The sequence below is a fragment of the Enterobacter sp. JS8-1 genome, from assembly GCF_049187015.1.
Classification (GTDB): Bacteria; Pseudomonadota; Gammaproteobacteria; order Enterobacterales; family Enterobacteriaceae; genus Enterobacter; species Enterobacter mori.
In genome coordinates, this window is sequence record NZ_CP185805.1 from 4,825,250 (window position 1) to 4,841,362 (window position 16,113).

Consider the following 16,113-nt stretch of genomic DNA (forward strand, 5'->3'; position numbering starts at 1 on the left):
ACCCGGTGGCGTATGCCACACTTTTCTTTATTGGTGTCCCTCAGGCAGCCAGCGACTGCCTGATTCGCCTTTTACTGCTTGATGACCAGCTTCAGGTCAACCGGGTATTTGGCCTGAACTTTTTCGCCCTTCAGCACTTTGTCGGCAGTTTCAACGCCAGTCGCGCCAATCTGCTCAGGCAACTGAGCGATGGTCGCAGCCAGTTTGCCATCATTTACTGCTTTTTCACCATCCGGCGTGCCGTCAAATCCGACAACCATCACATCAGATTTACCTGCGGTCTGCAGGGCACGCAGCGCGCCCAGCGCCATTTCGTCGTTCTGCGCGAATACGGCCTGCACGTCAGGATGCGCAGTCAGCAGGTTCTGCATAACGTTCAGACCTTTAGTACGGTCGAAGTCTGCCGGCTGGCTCGCCAGCACGTTGAATTTGTGTGCAGCCACAGCCTGCTGGAAGCCTTCACCACGCTCACGGGCTGCGGACGTACCGGCAATGCCCTGCAGTTCGATAACTTTCGCGCCTTCGCCTGCTTTCTTCGCGATGTAGTCACCGGCGATTTTGCCGCCCAGCACGTTATCAGACGCAATGTGGCTGACCACCTCACCTTTAGACGCCTGACGGTCCAGAGTGATCACCGGAATTTTCGCCTGGTTTGCCATCTTCACGGCGTTACCTACGGCATCAGAATCGGTTGGGTTGATCAGCAGAATTTTGGTGCCACGAACGGTTAAGTCCTGAACGTTCGCCAGCTCTTTCGCCGGGTTGTTCTGTGAATCCAGCACCACCAGGTTGTAGCCCAGCTTGTCCGCTTCTTTCTGCGCGCCATCCTTCAGGGAGACGAAGAACGGGTTGTTCAGGGTAGAGACAACCAGCGCGATGGTATCTTTCGCCATGGCGTTAGCACTTACGGTTGCGCTCAGCGCGACAGCAGAAACCAGGGTAGCCAGTTTTTTCATGTTCATATCTAAGATGTCCTGTAGTGTCGTCAGTTACTGTTTTTTGTTGTCTACCAGTACCGCCAGCAAAATCACCACTGCCTTAACGATCATCTGGTAATAGGAGGAAACACCTAATAAATTCAAACCATTATTCAGGAAACCAAGAATCAGTGCGCCGATCAATGTCCCAACAATGCGACCTTTACCGCCCGCAAGACTCGTACCGCCCAGAACCACTGCCGCAATGGCATCCAGCTCATACCCCGTACCCGCCGTCGGCTGCGCAGAAGAGAGGCGCGCCACTTCGATGATGCCCGCCAGTGACGCCAGCAGACCGCACAGGGAGTAAACGATAATTTTGACTTTATTCACGCTGATACCGGACAGACGCGTTGCCGCTTCGTTACCGCCCAGCGCATAGATATAACGGCCCAGACGGGTGTGATGCAGCATGTACCACGCCGCCAGGAAAACGATAGCCATGATCCAGACCGGGGTAGGAACACCCAGCGGACGACCGATACCGAACCAGCCAAACAGATCGGCATTCTCGGTAAAGCCGGTATTCACCGGGCTGCCGTTGGTGTACACCATGGTCACACCGCGCAGCAGCAGCATCATCACCAGCGTGGCGATGAACGCCTGAACGCGGCCTTTCGCTACAATGACCCCGGTCACGGCACCGATTGCTGCCCCAGCAGCCAGCGCAGCGGCCACGGCCACCAGCGCGTTGACCTCAATTCCGACAATTGAAGCGGCGATCGCACCGGTGAGCGCCAGCAGGGAACCGACGGACAGATCGATACCCGAGGTCAAAATCACCAGCGTCATGCCGACCGCCATAATGGCGTTCACCGACGTCTGCTGCAGAATATTGTACAGGTTATTAACGGTGAAGAAATTCGGGCTCATGGTCGATACAATCGCGATCAGCACCAGCAGGGCAATCAGCGATTTTTGTTCCATCAGCCATGCCTTTGTGAAATAGCGGCGACCAGAAACAGCCTGGGTAGTCATCTTCTTACTCCTGATTCACGCGATTAAGCTTGCCCACAGCGGCAGCCATCAGAACTTCCTGGGTGGCCTGCTCGCGAGTGAATTCACCGCCGAGATGCCCTTCATGCATGACGATTATGCGATCGCTCATGCCTAATACTTCTGGCATCTCGGAAGAGACCAGAATGATGCTCAGACCATCGGCCTTAAACTGGTTAATCAGCTGATAGATCTCTTTCTTCGCGCCCACGTCCACACCGCGGGTTGGCTCGTCGAGGATCAACACTTTCGGGCGCGTCATCAGCCCGCGCGCAATCGCCACTTTTTGCTGATTCCCGCCGGATAAGAGGCCAATCGCCTGCTCCATCGACGGGGTTTTGACGTTAAAGAGGCGGATAAAATCGCTCACTGCCTGCTGCTCGTCTTTATGCTTCAGCGTACCGCCGCTGTGGCTGAAATAGCGCAGCGCGGTCAGGGACATGTTCTCTTTTACCGACATGCCCAGCACCAGGCCGTCGCGCTTACGGTCTTCGGAGATATAGACGATGCCGTTCGCCAGACCATCCTGCGGAGAGCGAGTGACCACTTCATGACCGTCGAGGGTGACATAACCGCTGGTACGCGGCAGTGCGCCGTACAACACTTTCATCAGCTCGGTACGTCCGGCCCCCATCAGACCTGCCACGCCCAGGATCTCGCCCTGGCGCAGGGTAAAGGTCACGTCGTTCACGCCCGGACCACAGAGGTTATCCACCTTCAGGCGGATCTCACCCGGCGCTTTATCCAGATGCGGATACTGATCTTCCAGCTTACGTCCCACCATCATTTCGATAAGCGAATCTTCAGTCAGCGTCGCCACTTCGCGCTCGGCAATAAACTGTCCGTCGCGGAAGACGGTGACGTCATCGCAGATTTCGAAGATCTCTTTCATACGGTGAGAGATATAGACAATCCCGCGCCCCTGCGATTTCAGCTCGCGGATCACGCGGAACAGGGATTCAGTTTCGGTATCGGTCAGGGCATCGGTCGGTTCATCCATAATGATGACCTTCGACTCAAAGCTCAGTACCTTCGCGATTTCCACCATCTGCTGATCGCCAATCGAGAGATCGCCCACCAGACGGTCGCTCCTAAAGCGCAGGTTCAGCTTCGCCAGCAGCTTGTCCGCTTCGGCATACATGGTTTTCCAGTCGATTTTGCCGAACCGGTTAACAAACTCGCGGCCGAGAAAGATGTTTTCCGCAATGGTGAGCTGAGGGATGAGGTTCAGCTCCTGGTGAATAATGCCGATGCCCGCTTCCTGAGAGGATTTCGGGCCATTGAAGGTGGTCTCTTTCCCCAGCCAGACGAGTGAACCGGCATCGCGTTGATAGATACCTGTCAGCACTTTCATCATGGTGGATTTGCCGGCACCGTTCTCGCCCACCAGCGCCATGACGCGCCCGGCGTAGACGTTGAGCGCCGCACCGGAGAGGGCTTTTACGCCCGGGAACGACTTATCGATCCCTTTGAGTTGCAGTAATGCGTCCATGATGGCCTCAGAAGGTGACGCCAGCACAGAGAATGATATTCGCATACGGGGAACACTCCCCGCTGCGAATCACCGCCTGACTGTCTGCGGTTTGTTGTTTGAACTGTTCGTGCGTCGTGTAACGAATTTCTATGGTGTTTCCCTGGTGTTGTTGCAGTTGCTCAATGTGGCCGAGCAACGTTTCGTGGAGTTGCGGATTATGTTGTTTGATTTCCGCCGCGAGAATGGCTGCCTCAACCTGCATCTCCGCCGTCACGACTTCCAGTACCTGCATAAACGAAGGAACACCCTGCGTTAACGCCATATCGATACGGGTTGTGCTGCGCGGAACCGGTAAGCCTGCATCGCAAACCACCAGCGTATCGGTATGCCCAAGACGGGATATAACCGATGAGATTTCTGAGTTGAGAACCGTGCCTTTCTTCATTTTCTTGCTCCACTAGCGAAACGTTTCGCTAAAAGTAGTGTAGACGCAAGAGTGTTCAGAAAACCATCATGACGTAACAGATTTGTGATCGACGTCGAAACGTTTCGCTAAGTGAAATGTAAAGCAAATTTAGGCGGGGATATTGAGTGTGAGTAGGCCGGGTAAGCGAAGCGCCACCCGGCATTTTCAGGAGGGATTAGATCTCGACCTGCGTTCCCAGCTCAATCACGCGGTTAGGCGGGATCTCAAACTGGTCAGGCGCGCGCAGGGCGTTACGCTGCAGGATGAGGTACAGCTTGCCACGCAGGCGCAGATACCACGGGCGCTTGCCGATGATCAGCGACTCGTGCGACATAAAGAACGACGTCTCCATCATCCGGCAGCTCAGCCCTTCCAGACCGCAGCGGTGGAACACCTCTTCCACGTTCGGCGTTTCGCGCCAGCCGTAGCTTGCCACAACGCGCCAGAAAGTCGGCGACAGCTGCTCAATCTGCACGCGGCGCACGTTGTGGACATACGGCGCATCTTCGGTGCGCAGCGTCAGCAGGATCACCCGCTCGTGCAGCACTTTGTTGTGCTTGAGGTTATGCATCAGCGCGAACGGAATCACGTTCAATGCTCGAGACATATATACCGCGGTACCCGGCACGCGCACCGGCGGGGATTTCTCCAGAGAAGCGATCATCGCCTCCAGAGAATTCCCGTGCTCATGCATGCGGCGCAGCAGGCGGAAACGCTCACTTTTCCAGGTGGTCATAACAATGAACATCACCAGACCCAGCGTCAGCGGCAGCCAGCCACCGGACACGATCTTGTCGAGGTTCGCAGAGAACAGCGGCACGTCGATGCACAGGAAGCCCACAAGAATCATCGCCACGAGGAGTTTATTCCAGTGCCAGTTACGATACGCCACCGTTGTGGAGAGAATCGACGTCAACACCATCGTACCGGTCACGGCAATACCGTACGCCGCCGCCAGGTTACTGGAGTGTTCGAAGCTAACGATGACGATCACCACCGCAAAATAGAGCAGCCAGTTAATGAAAGGAATGTAGATCTGGCCGGACTCCATCTCCGAGGTATGGATGATGCGCATCGGTGAGAGATAACCCAGACGCACGGCCTGGCGCGTCAGAGAAAACACGCCGGAAATCACCGCCTGAGAGGCAATGACGGTCGCCAGCGTCGCCAGGATCAGCATCGGCACCAGCGCCCAGTCCGGCGCCAGCAGGAAGAATGGGTTCTTAATCGCCTCTGGGTTTGTAAGCAGCAGTGCGCCCTGGCCGAAGTAGTTCAGCACCAGCGACGGCAGCACCACAATAAACCATGCCACGCGGATAGGCAGTTTCCCGAAGTGCCCCATGTCAGCATACAGCGCTTCCACACCGGTAATGGAGAGCACGACGGCACCCAGCGCCACGAAGGAAACCACTTTATATTCGAGGAAGAAATGCACCGCCCAGTAAGGGTTCAGCGCATGCAGCACTTCCGGGTTGGCAATAATACTGCGTAATCCAAGCGCCGCGAGGATCAGGAACCAGGCCAGCATAATGGGAGCGAATAGCTTCCCCACCAGCCCGGTACCGTGCTTTTGAATAACGAACAGCAGCGTCAGGACAATAATAGCCAGCGGAACCACCCAGGCTTCGAGCTGTGGCGCAATAATCTCCAGGCCCTCTATCGCCGAGAGCACCGAAATAGCGGGCGTTATCACCACTTCCCCGTAGAAGAAACTGCCGCCAATCAGCCCGATGATCACGAGCACCGACGTCATTCTGGCAGAAGTATTACGCCCGGCAAGTGACATCAGCGTCAGGATCCCGCCTTCACCCGCGTTATCTGCGCGCATCACGAAGGAGAGATATTTAACAGAAACCACAAGGATCAGCAGCCAGAAGATGAGTGACAGGAAGCCAAACACGGCGTCGCGTTCAACACCAAAGCCAAACTGACCGGACAGACATTCACGAAGCGTATAAAGCGGGCTGGTACCAATATCACCGTAGACAACCCCGATCGCCGCAAGCGTTATTGCGGGTAATGATTGCTTATTATCAGTGCTCATAGACTAGTCTTTTCGTTTAAATAACAAATGTGTGCTTAGTCCCTTGGCCCACAAAAAGCGCACAGTATGCACGATTCACTGCAAAATCGTACCCCTAAATGCAACCGCGTTAATGTAGCGCAAAGAAAATAGCGCCGCACTTCAGTCTATTACCAGCCCTGACCGAAACGTCTATACTCGCTTCAATTGGCCGCCACGACGGCGAAAGGATGCAAAACTATTATGGCTCACTCACATTTATTAGCAGAAAGAATTTCCCGCCTCAGCAGCGCGCTGGAGAAAGGCCTTTACGAGCGTAGCCACGCCATTCGCCTCTGTCTACTGGCGGCATTGAGCGGTGAAAGCGTGTTTTTGCTGGGTCCACCGGGCATTGCCAAAAGCCTGATTGCCCGCAGGCTCAAATTTGCGTTTCAGAACGCCCGCGCCTTCGAATATCTCATGACCCGCTTTTCCACCCCCGAAGAAGTTTTTGGTCCGCTTTCCATTCAGGCGCTGAAAGATGAAGGGCGCTATGAGCGTTTGACGGCGGGGTATCTGCCAGAGGCTGAAATTGTCTTTCTTGATGAGATCTGGAAAGCCGGCCCGGCGATTCTGAATACCCTGCTGACGGCGATTAACGAACGTCGGTTCCGCAACGGTGCCAGCGAAGAGAAAATCCCGATGCGCCTGCTGGTGGCGGCCTCCAACGAACTGCCTGAAGCCGACAGCAGCCTGGAAGCGCTGTATGACCGCATGTTGATCCGCCTGTGGCTGGACAAAGTGCAGGATAAATCAAATTTCCGCTCCCTGCTGATAAGCCAGCAGGATGAGAACGAGAATCCGGTGTCTGCTTCGCTGCAGGTCACCGATGAAGAGTATCACCAGTGGCAACAGGATATCGGCAAAATCACCCTGCCCGACGCGGTCTTTGAGCTGATCTTCATGCTGCGCCAACAGCTTGATTTGCTGCCTGCTGCACCTTACGTCTCTGACCGTCGCTGGAAAAAAGCGATCCGTCTGTTGCAGGCCAGCGCCTTGTTCAGCGGTCGTGATGCCGTTGCGCCAATCGATCTCATCCTGCTAAAAGACTGTCTGTGGCACGATGCCGAAGGGATGAATTTGATGCAGCAGCAGCTTGAAATATTGATGACCGGACACGCCTGGGGGCAGCAGGCGATGCTCAACCAACTGGGGGCGATTGCCCAGCGGCGCATCCAGCTTCAGCAGCAGCAAAGTGATAAAACCGCGCTGAAAGTGAATCGCCTTGGCGGCATGTTCGCCCGCAAACCGCACTATGAGCTTCCTGCCGATCTGACTGGTACGACGCTCACGCTGCTGCTCCAGCAGCCGCTCAAACTGCACGATATGCAGGTGGTCCACATTACGATTGAGCGCGAAACGCTGGCGCAGTGGCTCGATAAGGGCGGAGAGATCCGCGGCAAGCTCAACGGTATTGGTTTTGCCCAGCCGCTGACGATGGAAGTGGATAGCAGCCAGCATCTGGTGATCCGCGATGTCAGCCTGCAAGGTTCGCGTCTGGCGCTACCGGGCACCGCTTCGGATAGCGTGCCGGAAGAGATCAAGCAGCAGCTGGAAGCGCTGGATACGGAATGGCACCAGCAGCACACGCGCTTCAGCGAGCAGCAAAAATGCCTCTTTATTCATAGCGACTGGTTAGGTCGTATCGAAGCCAGCCTGCAGGACGTCAGCGCGCAGATCAAACAGGCGCGTCAATGCTAACGCTGGACACGCTCAACGTGATGCTGGCAGTCAGCGAGGAAGGGTTGATTGAAGAGGTAGTCATTACCCTTCTGGCCTCTCCACAGCTGGCTGCTTTCTTTGAAAAATTCCCCAGGCTCAAAAAGGCGATGACCGACGATCTCCCACGCTGGCGCGATAACCTTCGCCAGCGGTTTAAGGAGACGGAAGTTCCGCCTGAATTGACGGAGGAGGTCGCCAGCTATCAGCAGTGCCAACGGCTGTCGACACCGCAGTTTATCGTCCAGCTACCGCAAACCCTTACGCTGCTTGATAAAGTCCACTCTCCGTTTGCCAGCCAGGCGCGGGCGCTGGTTACGGATAACGCCACCTTTACCCCCGCGCTGCATACCCTGTTTTTACAGCGCTGGCGGCTTAGCCTGGTGGTTCAGGCCACAACGCTGAACCAGCAGCTGCTGGATGAAGAGCGTGAACAGCTGCTCAGCGAAGTTCAGGAGCGTATGACGCTGAGCGGCCAGCTTGAAGAGGTGCTGGTAGAAAATGAAAACGCTGCCGGGCGCCTCTGGGACATGAGCGCCGGGCAGCTGAAGCGCGGGGACTACCAGCTGATCGTGAAGTACGGCGACTTTCTCACGCAGCAGCCCGAGCTGATGAAGCTTGCGGAGCAGCTTGGCCGCTCGCGGGAGGCAAAATCGGTCCCAAAGAAAGACGCGCCGATGGAAACCTTCCGCACGCTGGTCCGCGAACCGGCCACCGTGCCGGAGCAGGTGGATGGATTGCAGCAAAGCGACGACATCTTACGCCTGCTGCCGACCGAGCTAAGCACGCTGGGGATGACCGAGCTGGAATATGAGTTCTATCGTCGGCTGGTGGAAAAGCAGCTCCTCACCTATCGACTGCATGGGGAATCCTGGCGCGAGAAGGTAAGCCAGCGTCCAGTGGTTCATCAGGACTTTGATGAGCAGCCCCGCGGGCCTTTTATTGTCTGCGTGGATACGTCCGGATCGATGGGCGGGTTTAACGAGCAGTGCGCGAAGGCGTTCTGCCTGGCGCTGATGCGCGTCGCGCTCGCCGATCGGCGCCGCTGCTTCATCATGCTGTTTTCCAGCGAGGTGGTGGGCTATGAATTGACGAACCAGCAGGGGATCGAGCAGGCGATCCGCTTTTTGAGCCAGCGTTTTCGCGGCGGTACCGATCTGGCCAGCTGTTTTCGCAGCATTGTGGAGCGTATGCAGGGTGGTGACTGGTACGACGCCGATGCGGTGGTGATTTCCGATTTCATCGCCCAGCGGCTGCCGGATGACGTGGTGAATAAAGTGAAGGAGTTACAGCGGGTGCACCAGCACCGGTTCCATGCCGTCGCGATGTCCGCGCATGGAAAACCCGGCATCATGCGCATCTTCGATCATATCTGGCGCTTTGATACCGGGCTGCGTAGCCGTCTGCTCAGACGCTGGCGGCGTTAATTAAAGAAGAGAACCGACGCTTTCACGTACCTGCTGCGGCCATACGCCACACTGCACCTGACCGATATGTGGCAGTTGAAGCAGCAGCATGGTCAGACGAGACTGTCCGATACCACCGCCGATGGTCTGCGGCATTTCACCGCGCAGCAGCGCCTGGTGCCACTCTAATTTGAGGCGATCTTCATCACCAGTAACCGCCAACTGGCGCTTCAGCGCCTCCGCATCCACGCGGATCCCCATAGAAGAGAGCTCAAAGGCATCTTCCAGAACCGGGTTCCAGACCAGAATATCACCGTTCAGACCGGCAAATTCAGATTCACCTGCAGTGCTCCAGTCATCGTAGTCCGGCGCACGGACGTCGTGACGTTTGCCGTCAGACAATTTCCCGCCGATCCCGATCAGGAACACGGCACCTAACTCTTTAGCAATCGCACGTTCACGACCTTTGGCATCCAGACCCGGGAAGCGGCTCAGCAGTTCCTGACTGTGAACAAAGTGGATCGTTTCCGGCAGGAACGGTGCCAGTCCAAACTCTTTGCTCACTGCCGCTTCGGTGGCTTTGATTCCGGCGTAGATCGCTTCAACGGTAGATTTCAGCGTGCCAACGTGGCGCTCGCCGTCACCCATCACGCGCTCCCAGTCCCACTGGTCAACGTAGACGGAGTGAATTGGGGTGAGGCGGTCTTCGTCGGGACGAAGGGCTTTCATGTGCGTGTAAAGCCCTTCGCCCGCGCTGAAGTCGTGTTGCCCCAGAGTTTGACGCTTCCATTTCGCCAGGGAATGAACCACTTCGAACTGGGCGTCTGGCAGTGTTTTCACTTTCACCTGTACCGCTTTTTCGCATCCAGACAAGTTATCCTGCGTCCCGTCACCCACGCGGCTGAGAATTGGCGCCTGAACTTCAATCAGACCAAGCTTCTCTTCCAGCTGGCGGGAAAAATGGGATTTAACGAAACTGATCTGGCGTTGTTTTGCAATGTAAGCGGTTTTCATTATTTATACTCCTGCGTCCTGTTGGTACTGATTAAGCAACAGAACCGGCGCTTAATTCAATAACCCATCAGCAAAAAGCCGACTTCACTTTTGATTCGTTAAAATAAGACGCTAGAATAGAGTGATTCATTAATCTTCATAAGAAAAAGCTATGGAAAATTATCAGATCGACAATCTGGACCGCGGCATCCTCGAGGCCTTAATGGCCAATGCACGCACCGCCTACGCCGAACTGGCGAAACAATTTGGCGTCAGCCCTGGGACGATTCACGTTCGTGTAGAGAAGATGAAACAGGCGGGGATCATTACCGGCGCGCGCATTGACGTCAGCCCAAAGCAGCTGGGTTATGACGTCTGCTGCTTTATCGGCATCATTCTTAAAAGCGCAAAAGACTACCCTTCCGCGCTGGCGAAGCTGAACGCGCTGGATGAAGTCACCGAGGCGTACTACACCACCGGGCATTACAGCATCTTTATAAAGGTAATGTGCCGATCCATCGATGCCCTCCAGCAGGTACTTATCAACAAGATCCAAACAATCGATGAAATTCAGTCCACCGAGACGCTGATCTCCCTGCAAAACCCGATCATGCGTACCATCCGCCCCTGATCGGGCAAACTCATACCCACATTTTCCACAGGTAGATCCCAGCTCGCTCACAGCGTACAATGATCGCCTCTTTATCTGAGCGAGCGATCAATGGCGGACATTACCCTTATCAGTGGCAGCACCCTTGGCGGTGCGGAATACGTGGCGGAACATCTGGCTGAGAAGCTGGAAGATGCAGGCTTTTCGACAGAAACCTTGCACGGGCCGTTACTTGAAGATCTCCCGGCTGACGGGGTCTGGCTGCTGATTACCTCCACGCACGGCGCGGGCGATCTCCCGGATAATCTGCAACCTTTATATGACGAACTGCTGGAACAACAGCCTGACCTGTCAAACGTCCGTTTTGGCGCGGTGGGGATCGGCAGTCGTGAATATGACACCTTCTGCGGTGCCATAGAGAAAGTTGAAGCCGCTGTCACCGCGTGTGGAGCAAAACAGTTGGGTGAAACGCTCAAGATCAACATCCTCGATCACGACATTCCGGAAGATCCGGCCGAGATCTGGCTAGCAGATTGGAAAAATTTACTCAAAAACGATTAAAGATCGCGCGAACAGATGTGGATAACTCTGGTTAAAAGCTCGTATTAACCCGTAGTTATCCAAAGAACAACTCTGTGGATGTTTTTTGCCTGTGTATAAAGTCGCGTTCTGATCCCAGCTTATACGTTTCAGGATCACCGATCATTCACAGCAAACGATCCTTCCTAACCTGATGATCTTATTTGCCGGATCGGACTTATCCACAACAGACCGCGATCCTAATAAGAGATCACAATAGAACAGATCTCTAAATAAAAAGATCTTCTTTTTAATAGCCCAGGATCCCAATGCTTTCTCGAAAGACTAAAGTTGAGTAGAATCCACGGCCCGGGCTTCAATCCATTTTCATACCGCTTTACGCGAGGCAGACCACCATGTTTTATCAGGATCCTTTTGACGTCATCATCATTGGCGGGGGTCATGCAGGCACTGAGGCCGCAATGGCCGCAGCGAGAATGGGTCAGCAGACCCTGCTTTTGACACACAATATCGACACGCTGGGACAAATGTCCTGTAATCCGGCGATTGGCGGCATTGGGAAAGGACACCTGGTAAAAGAAGTGGATGCACTTGGCGGCCTGATGGCGAAAGCGATCGATCATGCTGGCATCCAGTTTAGGATACTAAACGCGAGTAAAGGGCCTGCTGTTCGTGCGACCCGTGCACAGGCAGACCGCGTGCTTTACCGCCAGGCTGTGCGCACTGCGCTGGAGAACCAGCCGAACCTGATGATCTTCCAGCAGGCTGTTGAAGATCTTATCGTCGAGAACGATCGTGTCGTGGGTGCCGTGACCCAGATGGGTCTCAAGTTCCGCGCAAAAGCGGTTGTGCTGACCGTCGGGACATTCCTGGACGGAAAAATTCATATCGGCCTGGATAACTACAGCGGTGGCCGGGCTGGCGATCCGCCGTCTATCCCACTGTCACGTCGTCTGCGCGAACTGCCGCTGCGCGTCAGCCGCCTGAAAACCGGTACACCGCCGCGTATTGACGCGCGGACCATTGATTTCAGCGTGCTGGCGCAACAGCACGGTGATAATCCGATGCCGGTGTTCTCGTTCATGGGCAATGCGGCTCAGCATCCGCAGCAGGTGCCGTGCTACATCACGCACACCAACGAGAAAACCCATGACGTGATCCGCAATAACCTCGATCGTAGCCCAATGTATGCTGGCGTGATCGAAGGGATCGGCCCGCGCTACTGCCCGTCGATCGAAGACAAGGTGATGCGCTTTGCCGATCGTAACCAGCACCAGATCTTCCTGGAGCCGGAAGGGCTGACCTCAAATGAAATTTACCCGAACGGCATCTCCACCAGCCTGCCGTTCGATGTACAGATGCAAATTGTTCGCTCAATGCAGGGCATGGAGAACGCAAAAATTGTTCGCCCTGGCTACGCTATTGAGTACGATTTCTTCGATCCGCGTGACCTGAAGCCAACTCTGGAAAGCAAATTCATCCAGGGTCTGTTCTTCGCGGGCCAGATTAACGGCACGACCGGCTACGAAGAAGCCGCAGCGCAGGGTCTGCTTGCCGGTCTGAACGCTGCCCGTTTCTCTGCCGAGAAAGAGGGCTGGGCACCGGGGCGTTCCCAGGCTTATCTGGGCGTGCTGGTTGACGATCTCTGCACGCTGGGTACCAAAGAACCGTACCGTATGTTTACCTCTCGCGCGGAATATCGCCTGATGCTGCGCGAAGACAACGCCGACCTCCGTCTGACCGAAATGGGCCGCGAGCTGGGTCTGGTGGATGACGAACGCTGGGCGCGTTTTAACGAGAAGCTGGAACGTATTGAGCAGGAACGTCAGCGTCTGAAAACCACCTGGGTGAATCCACTGGCGGAAACTGCTGCCGAAGTGAATGCTCACTTAACAGCGCCGCTGTCACGTGAAGCCAGCGGCGAAGATCTGCTGCGTCGCCCTGAAGTGACCTACGAGAACCTGGTCAAACTGACCGCGTTCGCGCCGGGTCTGGAAGACGCTGAAGCGGCCGAGCAGGTCGAAATCCAGGTGAAATACGAAGGTTATATCGCGCGTCAGCAAGATGAGATCGAAAAACAGCAGCGCAACGAAAACACGCTGCTGCCGGAAATGCTGGACTACCGCCAGGTAACGGGCCTTTCCAACGAAGTGATCGCTAAGCTGAACGATCACAAACCTGTGTCGATCGGCCAGGCTTCCCGTATCTCCGGCGTCACACCTGCCGCGATTTCGATTCTGCTGGTGTGGCTGAAAAAGCAAGGCATGCTGCGCCGCAGCGCATAATTGACATTGTTTTTGGCGGGTGGCGCTTCGCTGACCCGCCCTACTTATTCGTAGGCCCGGTAAGCGGCAGCGCCACCGGGCGAAAAATCTCTAAACAGGTACCCACCGTGCTCAATAAACTCTCTCGTCTGCTGGATGAAGCAGGTATTTCGCTCACCGATCACCAGAAAAACCAGCTGGTGGCCTATGTCGATATGCTGAACAAATGGAACAAAGCGTACAACCTGACGTCAGTGCGCGATCCCAACGAGATGCTGATACGCCATATTCTCGATAGCATCGTGGTGGCGCCGTATCTGAAGGGGGAGCGCTTTATCGACGTGGGTACAGGACCTGGTTTACCGGGCGTTCCGCTGTCGATTGTTCGTCCTGAGAGCCATTTCACACTGCTGGACAGCCTCGGAAAACGTATTCGCTTCTTGCGCCAGGTTCAGCACGAGCTGAAGCTTGAAAACATCGCTCCCGTCCAGAGCAGGGTAGAAGCGTTCCCGGCAGAGCCACCGTTTGATGGGGTGATTAGCCGTGCATTTGCCTCGCTCAACGATATGGTGAGCTGGTGCAAGCATCTGCCTGCGAAGGAAGGGCGTTTTTATGCCCTGAAAGGACTCGTCCCTGAGGACGAAATTGAGCAGCTCCCGGAAGGTTTTGCCGTGGAATCAATTGAAAAATTACAGGTCCCACACCTTGAAGGTGAGCGTCATCTGGTGATTCTTAAGCCAAACAATTTTTAAAAATTAAATAAAAAATTGGGAATTTGTGCTGTTCTTGTTGTGTTAAAAAGCAGCGCATTTCCGGGGATTATTCTGAGCTAAATTTAACCTTGTTGTTACCATGGGTTTTCTTGTAGTTAACGTTGCGGTTATTGTTCACCGTTAAGATAATCAACTGCGAAAATATCAGCCTGCTAAAAGTGAAAAGCGGCAACAAGAAAACAATGTTAAATTTTTATTAAGAATGTCAATAAAAGGTTTTTGTTGTATACAGGGTTGTTTTGAAAATAGTTGCGATATTTTGTCTTTAATTTCATAAGGATGAAATAACCAGATTTACGTCTTTGATAAATACAACCTTATCGTAAATGTGCATTTTGTGATCTCGTGCACGCTTTCTCGCCAACGTTTTCGCGCTGTTTGCAGTTTTGCCTGAAGGTCAACGCGGACGCCAAAAGTTGAAAAACAGCGGCGGGGAAAAATATTTAAACATTTATTCACCTTTTCGCTACTTAATGTTTGAAATCACGGGTGCGCACCGTATAATTTGACCGCTTTTTGATGCTTGACTCTGAGCCTTAAAGGACGTTTTATACGACACGCGGCATACCTCGAAGGGAGCAGGAGTAAAAACGTGATGTCTGTGTCGCTCTTGAGTAGAAACGTTGCTCGTAAGCTTCTGTTCATTCAGTTTCTGGCTGTGATAGCAAGTGGACTGCTGTTTAGCCTCAAAGACCCCTTCTGGGGCATCTCCGCCGTGTGCGGGGGTTTGGCGGTGGTTCTGCCAAACGTGTTGTTTATGATTTTTGCCTGGCGTCATCAGGCGCATACACCCGCCAAAGGCCGCGTGGCCTGGTCCTTCGCCCTCGGCGAAGTGTGTAAGGTGTTGCTGACCTTTGCTCTACTGGTGATGGCGCTGGCGGTTTTTAAAGTGGTATTCATGCCGCTGATAGCAACGTGGGTTTTGGTGCTGGTGGTACAAGTTCTGGCTCCAGCTGTAATCAATAACAAAGGGTAAAAGGCATCATGGCTTCAGAAAATATGACGCCGCAGGATTACATAAGTCACCATCTGAGCAACCTTCAGATGGACTTGCGTACATTCTCGCTGGTGGATCCACATAACCCCCCGGCCACCTTCTGGACGATCAACATCGACTCCATGTTCTTCTCGGTGGTTTTGGGTCTTCTGTTCCTGGCCATGTTCCGCGGTGTTGCTAAACGAGCGACCAGCGGTGTACCAGGGAAATTCCAGACCTTCGTCGAAATGATCATCGGCTTCGTCCATGGCAGCGTGAAAGACATGTACCATGGCAAGAGCAAGCTGATTGCTCCGCTGGCCCTGACCGTGTTCGTTTGGGTCTTCCTGATGAACCTGATGGACCTGCTGCCAATTGACCTGCTGCCGTTCATCGGCGAGCACATCTTCGGCCTGCCTGCGCTGCGTGTTGTACCGTCTGCGGACGTGAACATCACCCTGTCGATGGCACTGGGCGTGTTTATCCTGATTCTTTTCTACAGCATCAAAATGAAAGGCGTAAGCGGCTTTGTGAAAGAGCTTACCTTGCAGCCGTTCAACCACTGGGCGTTTATTCCGGTCAACCTGATCCTGGAAGGCGTTAGCCTGCTGTCCAAACCTGTTTCACTGGGTCTGCGACTGTTCGGCAACATGTATGCGGGTGAGCTGATTTTCATTCTGATCGCGGGTCTTCTGCCGTGGTGGTCACAGTGGATTCTGAATGTGCCATGGGCCATTTTCCACATCCTGATCATTACGCTGCAAGCCTTTATCTTCATGGTTCTGACGATCGTCTATCTGTCGATGGCGTCTGAAGAGCACTGATTTTTTACCAACACTACTACGTTTTAATTGAAA

The 16,113-nt window shown here is 54.3% G+C and carries 14 protein-coding genes; 8 read left to right on the forward strand and 6 right to left on the reverse strand.

Annotation, left to right across the window (positions count from 1 at the left end; all coding sequences use genetic code 11):
* Window positions 1–71: 71 nt before the first annotated feature.
* The 5 genes from rbsB to kup form a co-directional block, all read right to left on the reverse strand.
* Window positions 72–962 (reverse strand): ribose ABC transporter substrate-binding protein RbsB, encoded by an 891-nt coding sequence (gene rbsB, locus ACOQH0_RS22980; RefSeq protein WP_023333911.1) that lies wholly within the window; start codon window positions 960–962, stop codon window positions 72–74.
* 27 nt (window positions 963–989) lie between these two features.
* Window positions 990–1,955: a ribose ABC transporter permease gene (rbsC, locus tag ACOQH0_RS22985; protein ID WP_421511269.1), complete on the reverse strand. Its 966-nt coding sequence runs from the start codon at window positions 1,953–1,955 to the stop codon at window positions 990–992.
* 4 nt (window positions 1,956–1,959) lie between these two features.
* Entirely contained in the window at window positions 1,960–3,465 is a 1,506-nt protein-coding gene (gene rbsA, locus ACOQH0_RS22990) for a ribose ABC transporter ATP-binding protein RbsA (RefSeq protein ID WP_237845190.1), read from the reverse strand.
* 7 nt (window positions 3,466–3,472) lie between these two features.
* Entirely contained in the window at window positions 3,473–3,892 is a 420-nt protein-coding gene (gene rbsD, locus ACOQH0_RS22995) for a D-ribose pyranase (RefSeq protein WP_010426608.1), read from the reverse strand.
* A gap of 196 nt (window positions 3,893–4,088) precedes the next feature.
* Window positions 4,089–5,957 (reverse strand): low affinity potassium transporter Kup, encoded by a 1,869-nt coding sequence (kup, locus tag ACOQH0_RS23000; protein WP_172701403.1) that lies wholly within the window; start codon window positions 5,955–5,957, stop codon window positions 4,089–4,091.
* Window positions 5,958–6,179: 222 nt separating this feature from the next.
* Between kup and ravA the strand changes: the two genes are divergently transcribed.
* Window positions 6,180–7,676 (forward strand): ATPase RavA, encoded by a 1,497-nt coding sequence (gene ravA, locus ACOQH0_RS23005; RefSeq protein WP_010426606.1) that lies wholly within the window; start codon window positions 6,180–6,182, stop codon window positions 7,674–7,676.
* Window positions 7,670–9,121, forward strand: coding sequence for an ATPase RavA stimulator ViaA (gene viaA, locus ACOQH0_RS23010; protein WP_042719057.1), 1,452 nt, complete (start codon window positions 7,670–7,672; stop codon window positions 9,119–9,121). Before ravA ends, viaA begins: the two co-directional genes overlap by 7 nt.
* Here the strand turns inward: viaA and asnA are convergent, their stop codons facing one another.
* Window positions 9,122–10,114 carry an aspartate--ammonia ligase gene (gene asnA / locus ACOQH0_RS23015; protein ID WP_089598342.1) on the reverse strand — a complete coding sequence of 331 codons (993 nt, stop codon included), beginning with the start codon at window positions 10,112–10,114 and terminating at the stop codon, window positions 9,122–9,124.
* 151 nt (window positions 10,115–10,265) lie between these two features.
* Between asnA and asnC the strand changes: the two genes are divergently transcribed.
* The 6 genes from asnC (at window position 10,266) to atpB (ending at window position 16,080) form a co-directional block, all read left to right on the forward strand.
* Window positions 10,266–10,724 (forward strand): transcriptional regulator AsnC, encoded by a 459-nt coding sequence (gene asnC, locus ACOQH0_RS23020; RefSeq protein WP_008500198.1) that lies wholly within the window; start codon window positions 10,266–10,268, stop codon window positions 10,722–10,724.
* A gap of 90 nt (window positions 10,725–10,814) precedes the next feature.
* A complete protein-coding gene (gene mioC, locus ACOQH0_RS23025; protein ID WP_089598341.1) occupies window positions 10,815–11,264 on the forward strand; it encodes an FMN-binding protein MioC in 450 nt (149 codons plus the stop codon).
* Between the two features lie 374 nt (window positions 11,265–11,638).
* On the forward strand, window positions 11,639–13,528 hold the full coding sequence (mnmG, locus tag ACOQH0_RS23030; RefSeq protein ID WP_182402026.1) for a tRNA uridine-5-carboxymethylaminomethyl(34) synthesis enzyme MnmG: 1,890 nt from the start codon (window positions 11,639–11,641) through the stop codon (window positions 13,526–13,528).
* Window positions 13,529–13,635: 107 nt separating this feature from the next.
* Window positions 13,636–14,259, forward strand: a complete 624-nt coding sequence (rsmG, locus tag ACOQH0_RS23035; RefSeq protein WP_421511270.1) for a 16S rRNA (guanine(527)-N(7))-methyltransferase RsmG — start codon at window positions 13,636–13,638, stop codon at window positions 14,257–14,259.
* A gap of 616 nt (window positions 14,260–14,875) precedes the next feature.
* Window positions 14,876–15,256, forward strand: a complete 381-nt coding sequence (gene atpI / locus ACOQH0_RS23040; RefSeq protein WP_421511271.1) for a F0F1 ATP synthase subunit I — start codon at window positions 14,876–14,878, stop codon at window positions 15,254–15,256.
* Between the two features lie 8 nt (window positions 15,257–15,264).
* Entirely contained in the window at window positions 15,265–16,080 is an 816-nt protein-coding gene (gene atpB, locus ACOQH0_RS23045; RefSeq protein ID WP_089598340.1) for a F0F1 ATP synthase subunit A, read from the forward strand.
* Window positions 16,081–16,113 lie beyond the last annotated feature (33 nt).

Coding starts and splice junctions, on each gene's coding strand:
- rbsA (WP_237845190.1), bottom strand. CDS start 3,465: ATGGACGCATTACTGCAACTCAAAGGGATCGATAAGTCGTTCCCGGGC.
- rbsC (WP_421511269.1), bottom strand. CDS start 1,955: ATGACTACCCAGGCTGTTTCTGGTCGCCGCTATTTCACAAAGGCATGG.
- atpB (WP_089598340.1), top strand. CDS start 15,265: ATGGCTTCAGAAAATATGACGCCGCAGGATTACATAAGTCACCATCTG.
- rbsD (WP_010426608.1), bottom strand. CDS start 3,892: ATGAAGAAAGGCACGGTTCTCAACTCAGAAATCTCATCGGTTATATCC.
- asnC (WP_008500198.1), top strand. CDS start 10,266: ATGGAAAATTATCAGATCGACAATCTGGACCGCGGCATCCTCGAGGCC.
- asnA (WP_089598342.1), bottom strand. CDS start 10,114: ATGAAAACCGCTTACATTGCAAAACAACGCCAGATCAGTTTCGTTAAA.
- mioC (WP_089598341.1), top strand. CDS start 10,815: ATGGCGGACATTACCCTTATCAGTGGCAGCACCCTTGGCGGTGCGGAA.
- viaA (WP_042719057.1), top strand. CDS start 7,670: ATGCTAACGCTGGACACGCTCAACGTGATGCTGGCAGTCAGCGAGGAA.
- atpI (WP_421511271.1), top strand. CDS start 14,876: ATGTCTGTGTCGCTCTTGAGTAGAAACGTTGCTCGTAAGCTTCTGTTC.
- mnmG (WP_182402026.1), top strand. CDS start 11,639: ATGTTTTATCAGGATCCTTTTGACGTCATCATCATTGGCGGGGGTCAT.
- rbsB (WP_023333911.1), bottom strand. CDS start 962: ATGAACATGAAAAAACTGGCTACCCTGGTTTCTGCTGTCGCGCTGAGC.
- ravA (WP_010426606.1), top strand. CDS start 6,180: ATGGCTCACTCACATTTATTAGCAGAAAGAATTTCCCGCCTCAGCAGC.
- kup (WP_172701403.1), bottom strand. CDS start 5,957: ATGAGCACTGATAATAAGCAATCATTACCCGCAATAACGCTTGCGGCG.